Annotated in this window: 14 protein-coding genes; 10 read left to right on the top strand and 4 right to left on the bottom strand. The window is 71.7% G+C overall.

Translation table 11 applies throughout. The features are described 5' to 3' along the window. The first annotated feature begins 63 nt into the window (after positions 1-63). Positions 64-585: a ComEA family DNA-binding protein gene (locus ACLII4_RS06060; RefSeq protein ID WP_412070002.1), complete on the top strand. Its 522-nt coding sequence runs from the start codon at positions 64-66 to the stop codon at positions 583-585. On the opposite strand, the gene ACLII4_RS06055 is transcribed toward ACLII4_RS06060, so the two are convergent. After that, positions 582-785 (bottom strand): hypothetical protein, encoded by a 204-nt coding sequence (locus ACLII4_RS06055; RefSeq protein WP_412070001.1) that lies wholly within the window; start codon positions 783-785, stop codon positions 582-584. The two genes, ACLII4_RS06060 and ACLII4_RS06055, sit on opposite strands and share 4 nt — an antisense overlap. Before the next feature lie 52 nt (positions 786-837). Between ACLII4_RS06055 and ACLII4_RS06050 the strand changes: the two genes are divergently transcribed. The 7 genes from ACLII4_RS06050 to ACLII4_RS06020 all read left to right on the top strand — a co-directional run bounded on the left by ACLII4_RS06050 (position 838) and on the right by ACLII4_RS06020 (position 4,540). Further along, complete coding sequence (locus ACLII4_RS06050; RefSeq protein WP_412070000.1) at positions 838-1,302, top strand: NUDIX hydrolase; 465 nt, start codon at positions 838-840, stop codon at positions 1,300-1,302. A 100-nt stretch (positions 1,303-1,402) separates the two neighbouring features. Beyond that, positions 1,403-1,879, top strand: a complete 477-nt coding sequence (locus ACLII4_RS06045) for a hypothetical protein (protein WP_412069999.1) — start codon at positions 1,403-1,405, stop codon at positions 1,877-1,879. Between the two features lie 209 nt (positions 1,880-2,088). Continuing rightward, a complete protein-coding gene (locus ACLII4_RS06040) occupies positions 2,089-2,643 on the top strand; it encodes a hypothetical protein (RefSeq protein ID WP_412069998.1) in 555 nt (184 codons plus the stop codon). A 3-nt stretch (positions 2,644-2,646) separates the two neighbouring features. Next, positions 2,647-3,081, top strand: a complete 435-nt coding sequence (locus ACLII4_RS06035) for a LytR C-terminal domain-containing protein (protein ID WP_412069997.1) — start codon at positions 2,647-2,649, stop codon at positions 3,079-3,081. Positions 3,082-3,145: 64 nt separating this feature from the next. After that, a complete protein-coding gene (gene rsfS / locus ACLII4_RS06030; protein WP_412069996.1) occupies positions 3,146-3,655 on the top strand; it encodes a ribosome silencing factor in 510 nt (169 codons plus the stop codon). Next, positions 3,655-4,167 carry a hypothetical protein gene (locus ACLII4_RS06025; protein ID WP_412069995.1) on the top strand — a complete coding sequence of 171 codons (513 nt, stop codon included), beginning with the start codon at positions 3,655-3,657 and terminating at the stop codon, positions 4,165-4,167. Before rsfS ends, ACLII4_RS06025 begins: the two co-directional genes overlap by 1 nt. Continuing rightward, positions 4,157-4,540 (top strand): DUF423 domain-containing protein, encoded by a 384-nt coding sequence (locus tag ACLII4_RS06020; protein WP_412069994.1) that lies wholly within the window; start codon positions 4,157-4,159, stop codon positions 4,538-4,540. The genes ACLII4_RS06025 and ACLII4_RS06020 overlap by 11 nt, the downstream gene beginning before the upstream one ends. An 87-nt stretch (positions 4,541-4,627) precedes the next feature. Here the strand turns inward: ACLII4_RS06020 and ACLII4_RS06015 are convergent, their stop codons facing one another. Genes ACLII4_RS06015 through sprA form a run of 3 tightly spaced genes read right to left on the bottom strand, consistent with a single transcriptional unit; the run spans position 4,628 to position 13,783 of the window. After that, the gene (locus ACLII4_RS06015; protein WP_412061999.1) at positions 4,628-4,984 is read right to left on the bottom strand and encodes a hypothetical protein; all 357 of its coding nucleotides are present in this window, start codon (positions 4,982-4,984) and stop codon (positions 4,628-4,630) included. Between the two features lie 54 nt (positions 4,985-5,038). Then, positions 5,039-5,899 (bottom strand): lipoyl(octanoyl) transferase LipB, encoded by an 861-nt coding sequence (gene lipB, locus ACLII4_RS06010; RefSeq protein WP_412069993.1) that lies wholly within the window; start codon positions 5,897-5,899, stop codon positions 5,039-5,041. Positions 5,900-5,941: 42 nt separating this feature from the next. Beyond that, a complete protein-coding gene (sprA, locus tag ACLII4_RS06005; protein ID WP_412069992.1) occupies positions 5,942-13,783 on the bottom strand; it encodes a cell surface protein SprA in 7,842 nt (2,613 codons plus the stop codon). Between the two features lie 284 nt (positions 13,784-14,067). Here sprA and ACLII4_RS06000 point away from each other — a divergent pair, with 284 nt between their 5' ends. Both ACLII4_RS06000 and ACLII4_RS05995 read left to right on the top strand, forming a co-directional pair. Then, complete coding sequence (locus tag ACLII4_RS06000; protein WP_412069991.1) at positions 14,068-14,532, top strand: YybH family protein; 465 nt, start codon at positions 14,068-14,070, stop codon at positions 14,530-14,532. A 95-nt stretch (positions 14,533-14,627) separates the two neighbouring features. Then, a complete protein-coding gene (locus ACLII4_RS05995; RefSeq protein ID WP_412069990.1) occupies positions 14,628-15,305 on the top strand; it encodes an SDR family NAD(P)-dependent oxidoreductase in 678 nt (225 codons plus the stop codon). The last annotated feature ends 66 nt before the right edge of the window (positions 15,306-15,371 follow it).

Raw genomic sequence — 15,371 nt, 5'->3', positions numbered from 1 at the left:
TTGACGGCCCGAGGTTATGCGGAGAGGGGCGTCCGGGTCTAGGTGTTCCCCTCCCCTGCCGCCATGCGCTGGCTCTACCGTCTACAAACCCGGGTCGGGCTGACCGGGCCCGAGGGCTCGGCGGCCCTGGCCGTCCTCGTGGCCACCCTGGGCGGGGCGGTCGCGCTGCACGTCCAGGGCCGCGCCCAGCCCGTCCCGGCCGACCTCTACGCCGCCGCCGACGCTGCCTTCGCCACGGTCGCCGCCGACACGGCCGCGACGCCAGCGGCCCCGCTCGCGCTGGCGGCGCCAGCGGCCGAGCCCGAGTCGGCGGGCGACTCGACCGCTGCCCAAGTCGCGGATGCGGCCGTCGAGCGCGCCTCCGCGCCGCGCCGATCCGGCAAGCCCCCGCCCGTCCCGACGAACGTCAACACGGCGTCCGAGGCCGACTTGCAGCGGCTGCCCCGGATCGGGCCCGCGCTGGCGGGGCGGATCGTGGCGTACCGCCGCGCGCACGGCCCCTTCCGCAGCGCCGATCAGCTGGCGGAGGTCAAAGGGATCGGCGCGAAGACCGTCGAGCAGTTGCGGCCGTGGGTGCGTCTCTAGGAAGCCGGCGGCTCGGGCTCGTCGGGCGGAGGGGCCGCACGCGCCGCCGTCTGCCGGCGGGCGATGGCGTCGGGCGTCCAGTCGTCGGCCACGCGCTCCTGGCGGCGGATGAACCGCCAGACCGGGAAGAGCAGGATGAACGCGAGCGCGAGGAACCCGAAGAAGGTCACCGCGATGATGAGGTAGATGCGGTCGTCCATGGGCCGTGAACCCGCGCCGCCGGAATCCGTTTCGGCCGCCCCCGCTGCCGCCATGCCCACGCTCTCCGCCCACGCCGTCGATGTCTACCCCTACCGCCGGGGCGGCGCCGAGTGGCTGGTCCTCCGCCGCGCGGCGGGCCGTTCGGATGCCGGCCGATGGCGCATGATCGGCGGGAAGATCGAGGGCGACGAGACGGCGGGCCAGACGGCGCTCCGTGAGCTGACCGAGGAGACCGGCTGGGGACCGGGGGCTGGGCTCCTCCACCTGTGGGCGTTGCCGTCGCTCAACGCGCACTACGAGCCCGCGACCGACCGCGTGGTCCTGGCGCCCGCCTTCGCGGCCGAGGTCGAAGGCGACCCGGCGCTCGACGACGAGCACGACGCGTTCGCGTGGCTCCCGGCCCAAGACGCGGCGGCGCGGCTCGCCTGGCCCGAGCAGGCTCGACTCCTCCGGCTGGCGGCGGTGCTGGCGCCGATGGAACGGCCGGAAGCCTGGGTCGTCGACTGTCAGCGGTGAAAGAAAATTGGGAGAGCCGCGATCTTCAGCCCCTGTAACGGGTTAGACACGCCGAGCCCTGGTAACTGCCGGCGCTTCTCTTCTCACCCCCACTCCCGACATGACTACTCGTATCGCCCTGTTCGCCCTGGCCCTCACGCTCCCCCTCGCCGCTTGCGAGTCTGAGCCGGAGGTTGCCGACACCGACCCCATGATCGTCGAGACCGACGATGCCATGATGGAGGACGACATGATGGCCGACGATGACCTGATGGCCGCCCCCGAGGTCACGCCCGAGGGCACCGTCCAGGCCGTCACCGACGCTGGCGGGCTCCTGAGCCTCGCCGTCCCGGCCGCCATCAGCAACATCGACGGCTGGATCGCCCAGCTCAGCGGCAACGCCGACTTCGCGCCGGTCGTCGCCGACCTCGAGACGCTCCGCGGCCAGCTCCAGGCCGACCCGATCGACGGCGCTGCCGTCGGCGCCACGCTCCAGAGCCTCGGTGCCGCCACGACGGGCGCCGCGGGCGACAACGCGTCGCTGCAGACCCTCGGTGAGGCCCTCACCGCCGGTGGCAACGAGCTGACGGGCATGTAAGCCCTCTCGGCTTCAGACCCCGCCGCCGGTCGCCCCTCGTGGGTGGCCGGCGGCTTTCTGTTGGACCGCACCGCCAGCCGGGGTCCGCCTCCGACCCCGCACGCCAGTGGGGGCACCACGGCGGCCCCGGCGGCGTTGTCTGGCCGCACCGACATGCATTGACTCCCGTCGGCGCTCGGTCGATCTTGTCCGTACTCCCCGCCGCCGCCATGCGCACGCTCGCTCTCGCCGCTCTCCTCGCTCTCGCCGTGCCGGTGCAGGCCCAGCGCGCAACCGACGTGCCCGGCCGTCCGGCGCCGGTCGCCCTGTCCGACTCGCCCGCGCCGCTCGGCGTCGGCGACTGGTTCGCGGCGGAGACGCTCAAGTTCAGCCAGTCCTACGAGGCCTCGTACAGCGGCGGGGCCGGCGGGAGCTTGGGGCTCGGCATCTACACGGCGTCGCTCCGGTGGCAGCCGTCGTCGAAGCTGGCCGGGCGCGTAGACGTGGGCGTGGCGCACAGCCCGTTCGGGTCGTCGGGCCTGCAGAGCGCGCTCGGCGTGGACGGCGAGCCGCGCGTGTACCTGCGCAACGCGGAGCTGGCATACCGGCCGACTGAGAACGCGCTGATCCACCTGAGCATTCAGCAGAGCCCGTACGGGAGCTACGCCGCGCCCTACGGCTACGGAAATGGCTACCAGCGCGGCTTGGGCTACGGGCCGGGCCTGGGATACGGCGCCGGCGTCGGTCCCGCTGCGGGCGATCTCTTCTTCCGCGACTCGCAGTAGCCCTTGGCGGACCGCACGCGGAACGACGTCCTCCTCAACGCTGGCCTGGTCGTCGGCGCGCTCGTCGTCGGCGTGCTCGTCTGGGGCGGCGTCACGCGCGTGATGGGCCCCCGGGCGCTCGACACCGACCCCGAGCGCGCCCGTATTCAGGTCGAGGTCCGCAACGCGGCCGGCGTGGACGGGCTGGCGGCGACGACGACCGACCACTTGCGCCGGCACGGCTTCGACGTGGTCGACATCGGCAACGCCGAGCGGCGCGAACGGACGACCGTCGTGGTCCGCTCCGGGACGGCGCTCGACGCCCGCAACGTGGCCCAGGCGCTCGGCCTGGGGCCCGACCGCGTCGTCACGGGCGGCCCGACGACCGACTACGCCCTGGACGTGACCGTCTACGTCGGCACCGACTTCGAGGCGCTGGCGCCGTTCGCGAGCGACTAACCCACCGATTCTGCGAATCCATGCGCCCGCGGGCGCGTCTACACGAGCCCTGACCGATCGATTCATGTCCGCAACCCAGTCCCAACGCTCCCGCCGCACCGGCCCCACGCCCGGCCGCCAGCTCGCCCGGATCGCCATCGACGCGGCCCTCGACAAGCGCGCCCGCGACGTCACCGTGATGGACCTGCGCGGCATCTCCGGCGAGGTCGACTACTTCGTGATCGCGACCGGCGAGTCGGACCTGCAGATCCGCGCCATCGTCGACGGCGTGGTGGACGCGATCCGGGAGCAAGCCGGCGAGCGCCCCGTCGCGCGCGACGGCCAGCCCGGCACCAGCCGCTGGATCGTGCTCGACTACTTCGATCTGGCCGTCCACGTCTTTGACCCCGAACTCCGGGCCCACTACGACCTGGAGCGGCTGTGGGGCGACGCGCCGACGGAGACCGTCTCGGACGAGGCGCCCGAGGCCAAGCTGCTCGCAGGCGACGACGCCCCGCCGGCCGCCGCCGAGGTGCCCACCCCGGCCGACGAGCCCGAAGAGGCCACGGCCGACGGGACCGACGGGGCCCCCTGATGCGCGCGCTCTGGCTCCCGGCTTTCGCCCTCGCACTTGCCGCCTGCGGCGGCAGCGGCGCCGCCACCGACGGGCCCGACCGCGACCGCTACGGCTACCGCGTCGGCAGCGATCCGGACCGCGAGACGGTCCTGATCCGGCCGGTCTCCGACAGCACGCGCTACCTCATCTACCCCGCGGTCGTGCAGACGGTCGACGTGCGGCCGGCCGGCCGGCCCGCGCCGGGCGATGCCGTCGCCGTCGAGGTGCTCGTCGAGGGCGCCTTGCCCGACGCATGCGCCGAGTTGACCGACCTCCGGCAGTCTCGGCAGAGCCAGTTCATCGACGTGGCGCTGGAAATGCGCCAGCCCCGCGAGACGGTCTGCGCGGCCGTGACCCGGCCGTTCCGGTTCTACGTCGTGCTCGATGGCGGCTTCGAGGCGGGCAGCTACACGTTGCGGCTCAACGGGGCGCCGCACCCGTTCCAGGTGCTCCCCGCGCGCGACGCGGCCGTCGGGACCGATGACGGGTAGCGGGCGGCTGGCGGCCGTCGCGGCCGGGCTCGGCGCGCTGGGGGTCGCCCTGGGCGCGTTCGGCGCGCACGCGCTCGCAGATGCGGTGACGCCGGAGCGGCTGGCGACGTGGCGGACGGCCGCGAGCTATCACCAACTCCACGCGCTGGCCGGCGTCGTGGCGGGCGGGCTGACGGCGTGGCGACCGTCGCGCGTGGCGCGAGCCGCCGGCGCGCTGTTCCTGGCCGGCATCGCCTTGTTCTCGGGGAGCCTCTACGCCTTGGTGCTGACCGATGTCGGCGTGCTCGGCGCCGTGGCGCCGCTCGGCGGGCTCGCGTTTATCGCCGGGTGGCTGGCGCTGGCGGCGGCGCTGTGGCGCGACACAACCGTCTAATACAGGTACGGGGCACGCGGTACCGGGTACGCGAGCATTCCGCCCGACCGTACCTCGTACCGAGTACCCCGTATTGACCCGAAGGGTCTACGCCGCGTCCTCGTCGAAGAGGATCATGAAGCTGGGCCCGAGGTTGTTGTCGCGAGCGAGCGTCATCAGCACCTCAGCCGCCTCCTCGGGCGTGCCGTAGGTGCCGTACTCCTTGCCGTCGACGGCGAGCGCGTAGTCGACCTCGCCGTCCTCGTCGGCGTCGAGCTCCTCCCACTCGACGGCCTCCTCGATGAGGAAGAGGTCGCGGTCGGGGTCGTAGGAGGCGAGGTAGCGCTCGCGGACGCTCTCCTTGTCGATAAGGCTGACGTTGCCGAGCGCGCCGTACTCCTCGTCGTAGAAGAGGGCCTCGGCGAGGAGCTGGCGGGCGAACTGGTCGACGTTGAAAGGAGGCATGAGCCGAAAGGGTCGGTTGGAAAGGGGGAGGCCATCAACGTACGCCGCCCCCCTCTAGGTTGCGATGGTCGCCGTGATCTCTCGGAGATGATCGTGCGCGGCCTCGCCCCGATACTCCGTGAGGTCCAGCCCCAGCCGCTCGCCGAGGTGGGCGACGAGCCGCTCGGCGACGGCCTCGAAGGAAGGAGAAGAGGACCCGACGAGAGGCGGCATGGGAGCGTGTGGCTCCCCGCGTTCCCGCCTGTTCTCCTCTACTCCTCTACCCCTCGGTTCCATCTCTCCTCCCCTCACCTCCCGCACGAGCGTCGTCACGCCCCGGTCGTCGATCCCACAGGGGACGATCTGGTCGAACCATCCCAGGTCGGTCGCGACGTTGAACGCCAGCCCGTGCATGGTCACCCACCGGCTACAGCGGACGCCCATCGCGCAGACCTTGCGCTCGTCGCCCCGAGCGTCGGGCCCGACCCACACGCCGGTCCGCCCAGCGACGCGGCGGGCGACCACGCCCCAGTCGGCGCAGGTTCGGATGGCGGCCTCTTCGAGCTGGCGGAGGTAGCGGTGGAGGTCGCGGAGCGGCTCGCCCTCGGGCGTCGCCAAGCGGTCGAGGTCGAGGATCGGGTACACGACGACCTGCCCCGGCCCGTGGAACGTCACGTCGCCGCCGCGGTCGACCGGGACCGCCGCGGCGCCCATCGCCGCCAGCTCCGCGTCGGACGCGAGCACATGGCTGGCGTCGGCGCTCTTGCCGAGCGTGTAGACCGGCGGGTGCTCCACCACGAGCACGGTGTGCGCGAGCGGGACGGGCGGGTCGGCGCGCTTGGCGGCGACGAGTTGGGCCTGCAGCGCGCCCTGCAGCGCCCACGCCTCGCGGTACGGCACGCGGCCGAGATGGTAGACGTAGGCGGGGGCGGGCATCGGGGCAGCGGATCGGCCAGTGCTCAACCCATCAGCGCCGCCCTAGTTCGAGAACAGGATGCGCAGGCTGACGCCGCCCGTGAAGCGGTTCGTCTGTCCGGCGACCTCCGAGTCCGTCCGCTCGTACTGCGCCAGCAGGTTGGCCGTGACCTGGTTCGAGACCGTGTAGCTGATCTGAGGCGAGACCTGGAGACGCGAGGTCTGCCGAGGGGTCGTCGCGGTGAAGCCCGTCTCGGGATCGTCGTCCAGCAGGTTGATCACGTCCTGCTGGAGCGGCAGCGAGGTGAACGTCTCGTCGCCGGCGACGAGCGCCGTGAGTTGGAACCGGATGTTGTTGTTGAGCCCGCGCAGCCCGAACAGGCTCAGGCCCGTCCGCGCGTACGACAAGTCGACCCGGAGGTCCTGGGAGGTCTTCTCATACACGGTCGCCGAGGGGGTGTTCAACGTCATCAGCGAGGTCCAGTTGGTCGAGAAGCTCGTCTGGATGTTGCCCTTGAACCCGAACGTGACGCCGATGAGCGGCTGGAACCGCTCGTTGACCGTCACCGAGGTCGGCTCGTCGAACCCGTCCTCGGCGAGCGTCGCGGCGCTCGCGAAGGTCTGGCCGTTGAACTCTGCGGTGCGCGAGCCCGGGTCGAAGATGGTGGCGAACTGGGTCTGGGCCGTCGCCGAGTACCCGTGCTGCAGGCTGATCTGGTTGGCGACGGCGCGGAGCAGCGGCAGCCGCTCCAGGCCCGAGTACGAGATCGTCCAGTTCGGGACGGGGATCTGGAACAGGCCGTTCGGCCCGAACGCGCCCATCCCACGCGACAGGATGGAGGAGAAGTCGGCGGCGTAGCCGGTCGGCGACAGGAACTCGGACGGGATCGCGCCGGCCTCCGTCGGCGGGCGGCCGCTGTCGCGCTGGTAGCGGGCCACGTGCGCCTCGACGACGTCGCGGTAGCTGCCGCCAAAGGAGAACACGGTCGACTCGCCGGTCCCGGAGCGCCGGCCGACGGAGCGTTCGATGTCGCCGGGCGCGAACGCCCGCCGGAACGGGCTGTCGGGGTCGTCCGGATCGGTGGGCCCGCCCGTCTCCCCTTCGCCCAGGATCCGGAAGTCGATCTCCTCCGACGAACTCCAGGCGGTCCGCCAGCTGAGGCCGACGGACAGGCCGCGGAATGGCGAGAGCTGGGTCCGCGCGTCGATGTCGTGGCTGGCGCCGAGCAGGTCCGAGAAGGTGTTGAAGGCGGCGTCGTTCTGGATGCGCTGGTCGATCCCGATCTCCCGCGTGAGGCCGAGGCGGTAGCCCAGCGACGGGGCGTCGCCGGCGAGCCCGGAGAACAGGCTGTAGGCCTGCCCTTCAAGCCCGGCCGTCGCGGCGGTCGACGAGCCCCGGTACGTCAGCGAGACGTCGTCGATGCCGGTCGCGGCGAGGAAGAGGCGGCGGCCGAGACGGGCGGGGCTGAGCCCGCCGCCGCCGCTCGCGGTCGAGTCCGTCGCGGCGTCCGCCCGGCGGGTGGCCTCGGCCTCCCACGAGCGGTAGAACGGGAAGAGACGCCAGAACGTCCGGGGCTGGATCTGGACCGCGCTCTGGATGTTGGCGCGCGTGCCCGCCGACGCCACGTCGAGGTCGGGTGCGGAGGCGCTCGGCTGGTCGCGCCAGTCGTAGTTGGTCGAGAACGCGATCGGCTGGATCTGGAGCCAGTTCAGCCACTTCTGACGGCGCGTGCTGATGCGCAGCGTTGCCGAGGCCTGCTGCGCGTACTGGCGCGTCCGGAGGTCGCCTGCGAACGCGTTCGAAAGCGCCTCGCCGAGCGGCAGGAACTGGAGGTCGGAGCCGCCCAGGATCTCGACGCGGCTGTTCGGGAACGGGTCGCCCGCCTCGAACCCGTCGAGCGCGGCCACCAGGTCCGCGTAGACGGCGCTCGTGTCGGACCGGGCGGCGGTCGGGCTGATGTTGTAGGTCCGCGAGAACTGACCATCTCGGTCGCGGACCAGGATCCGGAACTGCTCGCGCTGGCCCGCGGCCCCCAGGTCCTGGTCGGTGTCGGACGCGAACGAGAGCTGCAGGAACGGCAGCGGCGTGTGCTGGACCGAGAACTGGCGGCCGTGCTCGAAGCGGTGCGTCCGCCGCGTGAGCGCGCGGTAGCTCCGGATCGAGTCCGGCTCCTCCAGGAACTGGGCGCCTAGGCGCTGCTGGGACGCGGCGAAGTTGCGGGAGGCGTCCGTCGACGCGGTGACGCTCTGCGGCAGCAGGTTCAGGCGGAGCCCGCCGATGACGGCGCCCAGCACCGGCACCTCGTCGAGCAGCCAGAACGGGCGGACCGCGAGGGGCTTGGGCACCGTCACGCGGTAGTTGAGGGCCGTCGTCCAGGCGTCGGTCTCGCTGAACTGGGCCGACGGGTTGGAGCCCGCTTGCGAGGAGGCCGAATAGGACGCCGTCACGCCGTCGAGCGTGTACTTCAGCCAGGGCGAGCGGCTGCCCGACTTCGAGGCCGACACGCGGAAGTTCTGCGACGAGGCCTCCGTGCGGGCGCGGTCCAGGATGGCCTCGGCGCGCAAGTCCGGTGCCAGCGCACCCGTCTCGGCGTCGACCACGTCGGGGTCGCCCGCACGCGCCGCTTCCACCAGGTCGTCGAGCCGGACGTCCCCGTTGTCGGGGTCGAAGCGGGGCGTCGAGGCGTTTTGCGTCAGCGAGTACGACACGGGGATGCTCCAGCCGAACCGCTCGGGGATCAGCTTGTGCGCGTTGAACGACGACGTCAACGTGAACGCCGTCGACGCGGCGAAGGCTCGGCCGCCGAGCGCGCCGCCGAGGTCGCCGAAGCCGTCGTCGGTGAAGCTGGCGCGGGCGTTGACCGAGGCCACATCCGCCAGTGCCATGTTGGCCGTGACGAACCCGCTGGCGCCGCCCGCCTCGTCGTAGCCCGTCACGCGGAGCTCGTTGAACCACACGGACACCGTGTCGACGACGGCCGCCCCGCCGCGCCCGTTGCGGACGCCCAAGACGACGGTGCGCACGTCTTGGATCGACGGCTGGCCGCGGACGGTGATCGTCGCGCCCGACGGCGAGCCCTCCGCGCCGGGGACGGTATAGCGCTCGTCGAGGGGCGCGCCGGAGCGGTCGCGCTGGAGCTTGGCCCGGTTGAGCTCGCTCAGCACGATGTTAACCGGGTTGAGATCGACGCGCTCGCCGTCCACCTGCACGTTCGTCTGCCACAGGCTGTCCGACTGCGCGCAGTTGAAGGGTTGCTCGGGGCGGCAGACGCCCGTGAACAGGCTCTCGTCAGCCAAACGGGCCGGGTCGAACGGGTAGACCGGCTGCTCGAACTCGTAGTAGTTCTCCGTCTCGTCGTCGCCGACGCGGACGAAGACGCGCATCGAGTCCGACCGCTCGAACCCGTCGCCGTGGATGGCGGCGCGCAGGTTGGAGTACTTGGTGAGGTCGAGCGGGCTGGTCGCATACGAGCGCGTGATCCCCGCGCGGCGGCCGTCGCCGAGCCCCTCGGCGCGGAAGACGAGTGCCTGTTCGCGCGTGGACCGCACGGCCCCACTGATCGACCGCGCCGTGTTCTGGATGGTCCCCCGGGGGATGGCGTAGATCGAGCTGTTCTCCTCGTTGTTGACCGACTCGATAAACAGCGACGGCGGTACGCTCCGGACGCCGCCCTCGGTGTCCGCATCGTCCGCCGCCGCCGAGCCGACGGCCTCCGACTTCAGCCACTGGCTGCCGACGAGTTCGAACGACGCGATGCGCATCGTCACCGGGCGGTCGTGGCCAGTCGTCCACAGGCGGACGGCCTCGACGCGCGAAAAGTCGTTCTCGTCGTCCAAGCCGATGGACTCGCGGCGGTCCGTTCGGACGGGGATGCGCAGCAGGTACCACGTCTGCTCGCGGCCCTCGCGGTCGACGGTCGTCAGCGGGTTCTGGAAGAACGGGCTGGCCGCCAGCCCGGCCGCGTCGAGCGGGATCGTGTAGCGGTGGTACGACTCGGCCGGGTCGAGCGTGTTGTTGCCGTTGAGGTCCTCGGAGTTGGGGATCACCGACACCCCGCGCCCGCCGACCAGGTTCTGCTGCGCCAGCGCCGAGTTGAGCTCGCGCGCCGGGAAGTAGTGGGCGTAGCGCTCCTGGATGGTGGCGCCGTTCGGCGTCGTCGGGTAGCGCGAGCGGTCGTTGAAGCGCGTGACGTCGGCGAAGTTGTAGAAGTCGTCCGCCGAGGGGTCTTGCACGGCGCGGGCCTCCTCAGCCGAGTTCGGCGCGAGCGCCGTCAGGAACGGGCGGAACAGGTCGGCCTCGGACACCTCGTAGGGCGGGACGCCGCCGGGCAGCTCTCTGAGCGAGGGCAGCCCATCGAGGCCCAGGTCTTCGGTCCGGTTCGTCTCGTCGTCGAAGTCCACGAACCCGTTCGTCCGCCCAGTCGGGCGGCGGCCCCAGGCGTCGAGCTGCGTCGCGTCGCCGGTGACCAGGCCGTCCTCGGAGTTGAGGAAGCCGTTCGGCAGGACGTCCTCGTTGACGCGTCCAAGGTCGAGGTACATCACCGCCCCTTCGGCGATGGGCTCTGTCCCGTTGATGCCGCCGAGGGGCGCGAACAAGAGCTCGACGAACTCGATGTTGTTCTGACCGTCGAAGTTCGAGTACGACCCCTCGATGGGCCGGGCAAAGCCGCCCCAGACGTCGCGCGGGTTCTGCTGGAAGCGCCCGCCGGTGACGGTCGCGTTGTAGTTGTAGGGCCCGCGCCGCGTCGGGTCGAAGTAGAGGTCGAGCAGGTCGAGCGGCCGCTTGGCTTCGCGTTCGTTGAGGAACTGGCGATTGGGGAAGAGCTCGTTGGCCGGGACGGGCTCGGTCGCCGGCGAGATCACCTCGGGGAAGCCCTCGGTGTTGTACCCGGTCTCGGGGATCGAGTACCACGTGAACAGGCCGCGCCAGTTGGTCCGCAGCGTCGGGTCGGTCACGTCGGCTTCCAACGCGGAGCCGTCGCGGGCATCCTCTGGACCGGCGTCAACGGGAGGGGCCGCGATGCGCCAGCCGTCGGTAAAGCGGAGCGCCGTGTAGGCGTTCTCGGAGCCCTCGAAGTCGTCGACGTAGCTGACGCCCGAGAGCTCGTCGTCGGCAAAGTCGAGGCCGGCGTCGAGGAGCGCGTCGCGCGTGCGGCCGAACGCCAGCGTCGCCGGGTGGCCGGGGCTCAGCCGCGCCACCTCGCCCCGGATCTCGATGCGCGACGGCGCACGCGTGTTGATCAGCGGGAGCGCGTCGACCGCGCGCGTCAGCCAGCGGGGCTCGGTCAGAAACGAGCCGTCGAGCCCGACGATGGAGTTGTTGAGGGCTTCCTCGCCGACCCGAAACTTGTCGCCGAGCGGCCGCTCGGAGAGTTGCATCCAGGTCGCGCCGATCGAGAGGTCGTCCGAGAAGCGGTAGTCGCCGCGCAAGCCGACGAGCGTCTTCGAGCCGATGGAGAAGAACTTGTTCTGCTCAACCGAGACCTGCACACGTTGGCCCTGCTGCAGGAACGTCGGGTTCGTGATCTCGACCGTGCCGCCGGTGTAGTTGACGCGGTAGTCGGTCCCCTCCTGCAGCTCGAGGTCGCCCGAGGTCACGCGGACGGTCCCCTCGACCAGCTGGAAGCCGATGTTGAAGACCGACTGCGTGGCGCTCTTGTACTCGCCTGCGATCGTGTAGTCGGTCAGGCGCGACAGGCGCCGGCGCGCGTTCTCGGGCTCGAGGTCGTAGAGGGTGGCTCCGCCCGGCGTGCCGTCTTCCAACGTCGGGACATAGGCCTGCAGGATCTCCGCCTGCGGGACGCCACCCAGGGTGACGTTGATGAAGCCGTTCGCCGAGCCGATCGTGCCCACCGTCTGTCCCGTCGTGATCACGTTGCGGAGGTAGTCGCCGAAGGGCTGGCGGACGGGGAAGATGACGCGCCCGTTGTTGGGGTCGATGGTCTCGCCGGCGCGGAAGTCGAAGACCTCGTCCGGCACCGCCAGGCCCTGCTCGTTGACGCGGTCGAGGCCCAGGACTTCAAGGAACGTCTTCTGCTCGAACGAGAGGTTGATGGGGACCGTCGAAGGGCTGCTGCCGGCCGGCTCGTACGCGATGCCGAGCTGAAACGTCGAGGGGTTGAGGCTCCGACCGCCGATGCGGTAGATGTTGCGCATCGTCAGGTCCCACAACGGGTCCGTCGGCGTCGGGCGGTCGGCACGGATGAGCTTGAGGATGGTGCGCGGCCCGGTCTGCGACGTCGACTGCGCGGGGCGGCCGTAGTCCCCAACGTTGACGAGCGTGCCGTCGAGCGTCTCGTACTGGTAGGCGACGGCGATCAAGTCGCTGTCGGTCACCGAGGTCGACAGCGAGATCCAACCCAGACTGGCGTCGAAGGTGTAGTCGAGGTTGGCGCGCAGCCGCTTAAAGACGTTGTTGGCGAACGCGCCGGACGGCGGGAGCGGGCGCGCGAGCCCGGCGGACAGGCTCTGGGCTGTCACCGAGGACCCGTTCGTACGGGCGGCCTCGAGCACGGCGTCGGAGTACTGGTCGAGAGCGGGGCTCGGGAGCGGAGCGGAAAAGGCTTCGGGGTACGTCCCCGTGCTGCCATCGAAGTCGCCGAGGTATGCCTCGCCGCCGTCGAGCACCTCGGGCGGCTCGGCGAGGTCGGCGAGGGCGATGGCCCACGTCGTCTCCACGTCGTCCTGCGTCGCGTTGCCCAGGCCCTGCTCGTGCTTCCAGACCTCGATGCCGACGAACCGGCGGAAGTTGGGCGGCAGCTGCGGGTTCTGCGGGCGGCGGTGCGCTTCGTCCCACCAGTTGTGGAAGCGGTAGCCGAGGAAAAAGTGAGTGTCGTCCTCGTAGTCGTACGGCGCCAGCGAGAACGTCTGCGCGTCGGCGCCGCCCTCGAAGACGCGATCAATGGTCTCGGCGTCCTGCTGGCTCGCGACGGCGGTCACCGCTAGCGGGCCGAACTGCAGGTCGGTGCGCAGGCCGAACAGCCGCTGCCCGCCGCGGATCAGGGTCGAGGGCGTCTGCAGGAACACGTTGCCCGCCTCGATCCGCTGGACGATGTCGTCCTCGTAGCCGGTGTAGACGAGCGACACCTGGTTCTCGAAGTCGAACTGGCTCTGGGTGTCGTAGTTGACGTTGATCGCCAGCTTGTCGCCGATCGTGCCGGCGACGTTGAGGTTGAGGTCCTGGCCGAAGTCCGGCGCGAAGGGGCTGGCGTTGGGGCGCAGCGCGTCTTGCAAGTCGTTCTGGTCGTAGCGGATGCCCAGGTTGACGTTCGACGTGCCGTTGACGGTCAAGGCCACCTCGTTCTTGCCGAACAGCGTCCGGAAGGCCGACTGCTCGCCGCCGGGGATGTCGACGGCGAAGCCGAGGCCGCCGCCGGGCCGCTGCTGCTGGCGGTCGGCGCGCTGCGAGACGAGCGTGCGGAACTGGCTGTCGATGTCCTCCTCGCGCCGCGCCGCCAAGAACTCGTCGAGTGTGAGCACGGCCGGGATGCGCTCCTCGCCGCCGACGGTCTCGGTCACGCGATACGTGTACTCGGTCGAGTCGAGCTGGACCTGGCGCTGCCAGATCGTGCCCCGCTGGCCCAGGATCGCGGGCCGCCAGCGTAGGATCGGCGAGGCGGACGCCGAGGACTCGATGGGGAGCGGGAAGTACGCCCGGGCCCGCTCCGTCGTGTCGGGCCCGGCCACGACGAGCGTGTCGGTGCCCTCCTCGAAGAAGCCCGCGACGGGCGTGTCGGTCGTGTCTGCGAGGTCGGGCAGCGCGGGGACGGCGACGGAGTCGGTGTCGGCGGGGGCCAGCCAGGGCCAGAGCGCGGGGCCGGCCGACGAGCGGTCGGGCTGGGCGACGAGGGCGAGGAGGCAGCCGGCCGCGACGGCGCCAAAGACGACGGTTCGGCGGGCGGACAAAGGCCGGGAGAGCGGCTCGGGCACAGACAGGTCGGCTACGGCACAGCGCGACGAGCCGCAGAGCGGCGTCGGGGCGCGGAAGGAAAACGGGTGGCGTAGCGAACGGGTCGGATCGGGCGCGGGCGGGCGGCAGAGACAGGGCCGCCGCAGACGTGCGGACGGGTACCCCCAGGAACGACCGGGAAGCTACCCGCAGCGCCGGAGGGCAGCAAGGGCGGCGGTCGTGCCCCGGCCCAACGGCGGCGCACCCGTCGTAGTCTTCGGGGCACGCTCTCCTCCCCTTCATGTCCGTCCGCGTCGCCCTCGTCGCCTTCGCCCTCGTCGCTACCGGCTGCGCCTCGTCATCGTCTGTGGCCGTGGACGACCGCGCCATCGAGGCGGGCGTGCTCGCCACGCTCGGTGCTCAGGTCGACGCCTGGAACGCGGGCTCCGTGCGCGGCTTCATGGACGGCTACCTCCGCAGCGACGCCCTCACGTTCCTGTCCGGCGGAAACGTCCGCAAGGGCTGGGAGGAGGCGCTCTACGGCTACGTCCGCGGCTACCCGGACGCGGCGGCGATGGGCCAGCTCGCGTTTTCCGACCTCGACATCCAGCCGCTCGCGGCCGACAAGGCGCTCGTGTGGGGCCGCTGGCGCCTGCAGCGCGACGGCGACGAGCCCGGCGCCGGGCCGGGTGGCCTGTTCACCCTCATCCTCCTCGACACGCCCGATGGGTGGCGCGTCGCCCACGACCACACGTCGTCGGAGTAGCGGCCCGAGACCGCGAGAGCACGCCGGGCGGGCCGCCGACGGTCTGCACGCGGCCCCCGCCTGTCTCCCCCATTGATTCACCGACTCACCAATCCATGCCTTCCACTCCTGACCTCTCCGGCCGCGTCCTCGTCGTGACCGGCGCCGCCGGGCGGCTCGGCCGCGTCGTCGCGCGCCACCTCTCCGACGCCGGCGCGACCGTCGCCGGGCTCGACCGCGAGCCCCACGACGTCGGCGACGCTGCGCTCACGGCCGACCTCACCACGCCCGAGGCCGCCGACGCCGCGCTCGCCCGCGCGGCCGACGCGCTCGGCGAGATCCATGGCGTCGTCCACACGGTCGGGATGTGGGCGGGGACGCCGTTCGCCGAAACGACCCTCGCCGATTGGCAGACCGTGCTCGACGTCAACCTGACCAGCACGTTCGTCGTGTTTCGCGCGGCGGTCCGGCGGATGCTGGCGGCCGAGCGCGGCGGGCGGCTCGTGGCGATGGCCTCGGGGCAGGGCGCCGACAAGGGCGTGGCGCAGCAGGCGGCCTACTCGGCCTCGAAGGCGGGCGTGGTACGGCTCGTGGAGGCCGTCGCCGCCGAGTACCGCGACCGCGACGTGTCGGCGGCGGCCGTGGCCCCGTCGATGATTCTGTTCGGCGGCGAGCCCGAGGGCACGCGCGGCGTCAGCGTCGACGAGGTGGCCGCCCTGTGCGTCACGCTGTGCGGGCCGGCGGGCGGCGTGCACAGCGGGTCCGTGCTCCGGGCGTACGGGTCGATGCGCTGAGGCGACGGCTCCGCCTCGCCTAGCGACTGTTCGCCCGCGCCGCCAGTCGCCGGCGGACGCCACGTG

Origin of the sequence: Rubrivirga aquatilis, assembly GCF_046845665.1 — a bacterium.
GTDB lineage: Bacteria > Bacteroidota > Rhodothermia > Rhodothermales > Rubricoccaceae > Rubrivirga.
This window is presented reverse-complemented; position numbering and strand designations above follow the sequence as displayed.

Excerpts from the sequence above, each read along its gene's own strand:
- rsfS (WP_412069996.1), top strand. The coding sequence starts at position 3,146 with ATGTCCGCAACCCAGTCCCAACGCTCCCGCCGCACCGGCCCCACGCCC.
- ACLII4_RS06060 (WP_412070002.1), top strand. The coding sequence starts at position 64 with ATGCGCTGGCTCTACCGTCTACAAACCCGGGTCGGGCTGACCGGGCCC.
- ACLII4_RS06050 (WP_412070000.1), top strand. The coding sequence starts at position 838 with ATGCCCACGCTCTCCGCCCACGCCGTCGATGTCTACCCCTACCGCCGG.
- ACLII4_RS05995 (WP_412069990.1), top strand. The coding sequence starts at position 14,628 with ATGCCTTCCACTCCTGACCTCTCCGGCCGCGTCCTCGTCGTGACCGGC.
- ACLII4_RS06025 (WP_412069995.1), top strand. The coding sequence starts at position 3,655 with ATGCGCGCGCTCTGGCTCCCGGCTTTCGCCCTCGCACTTGCCGCCTGC.
- ACLII4_RS06015 (WP_412061999.1), bottom strand. The coding sequence starts at position 4,984 with ATGCCTCCTTTCAACGTCGACCAGTTCGCCCGCCAGCTCCTCGCCGAG.
- ACLII4_RS06000 (WP_412069991.1), top strand. The coding sequence starts at position 14,068 with ATGTCCGTCCGCGTCGCCCTCGTCGCCTTCGCCCTCGTCGCTACCGGC.
- lipB (WP_412069993.1), bottom strand. The coding sequence starts at position 5,899 with ATGCCCGCCCCCGCCTACGTCTACCATCTCGGCCGCGTGCCGTACCGC.
- ACLII4_RS06040 (WP_412069998.1), top strand. The coding sequence starts at position 2,089 with ATGCGCACGCTCGCTCTCGCCGCTCTCCTCGCTCTCGCCGTGCCGGTG.
- ACLII4_RS06055 (WP_412070001.1), bottom strand. The coding sequence starts at position 785 with ATGGACGACCGCATCTACCTCATCATCGCGGTGACCTTCTTCGGGTTC.
- ACLII4_RS06045 (WP_412069999.1), top strand. The coding sequence starts at position 1,403 with ATGACTACTCGTATCGCCCTGTTCGCCCTGGCCCTCACGCTCCCCCTC.
- ACLII4_RS06020 (WP_412069994.1), top strand. The coding sequence starts at position 4,157 with ATGACGGGTAGCGGGCGGCTGGCGGCCGTCGCGGCCGGGCTCGGCGCG.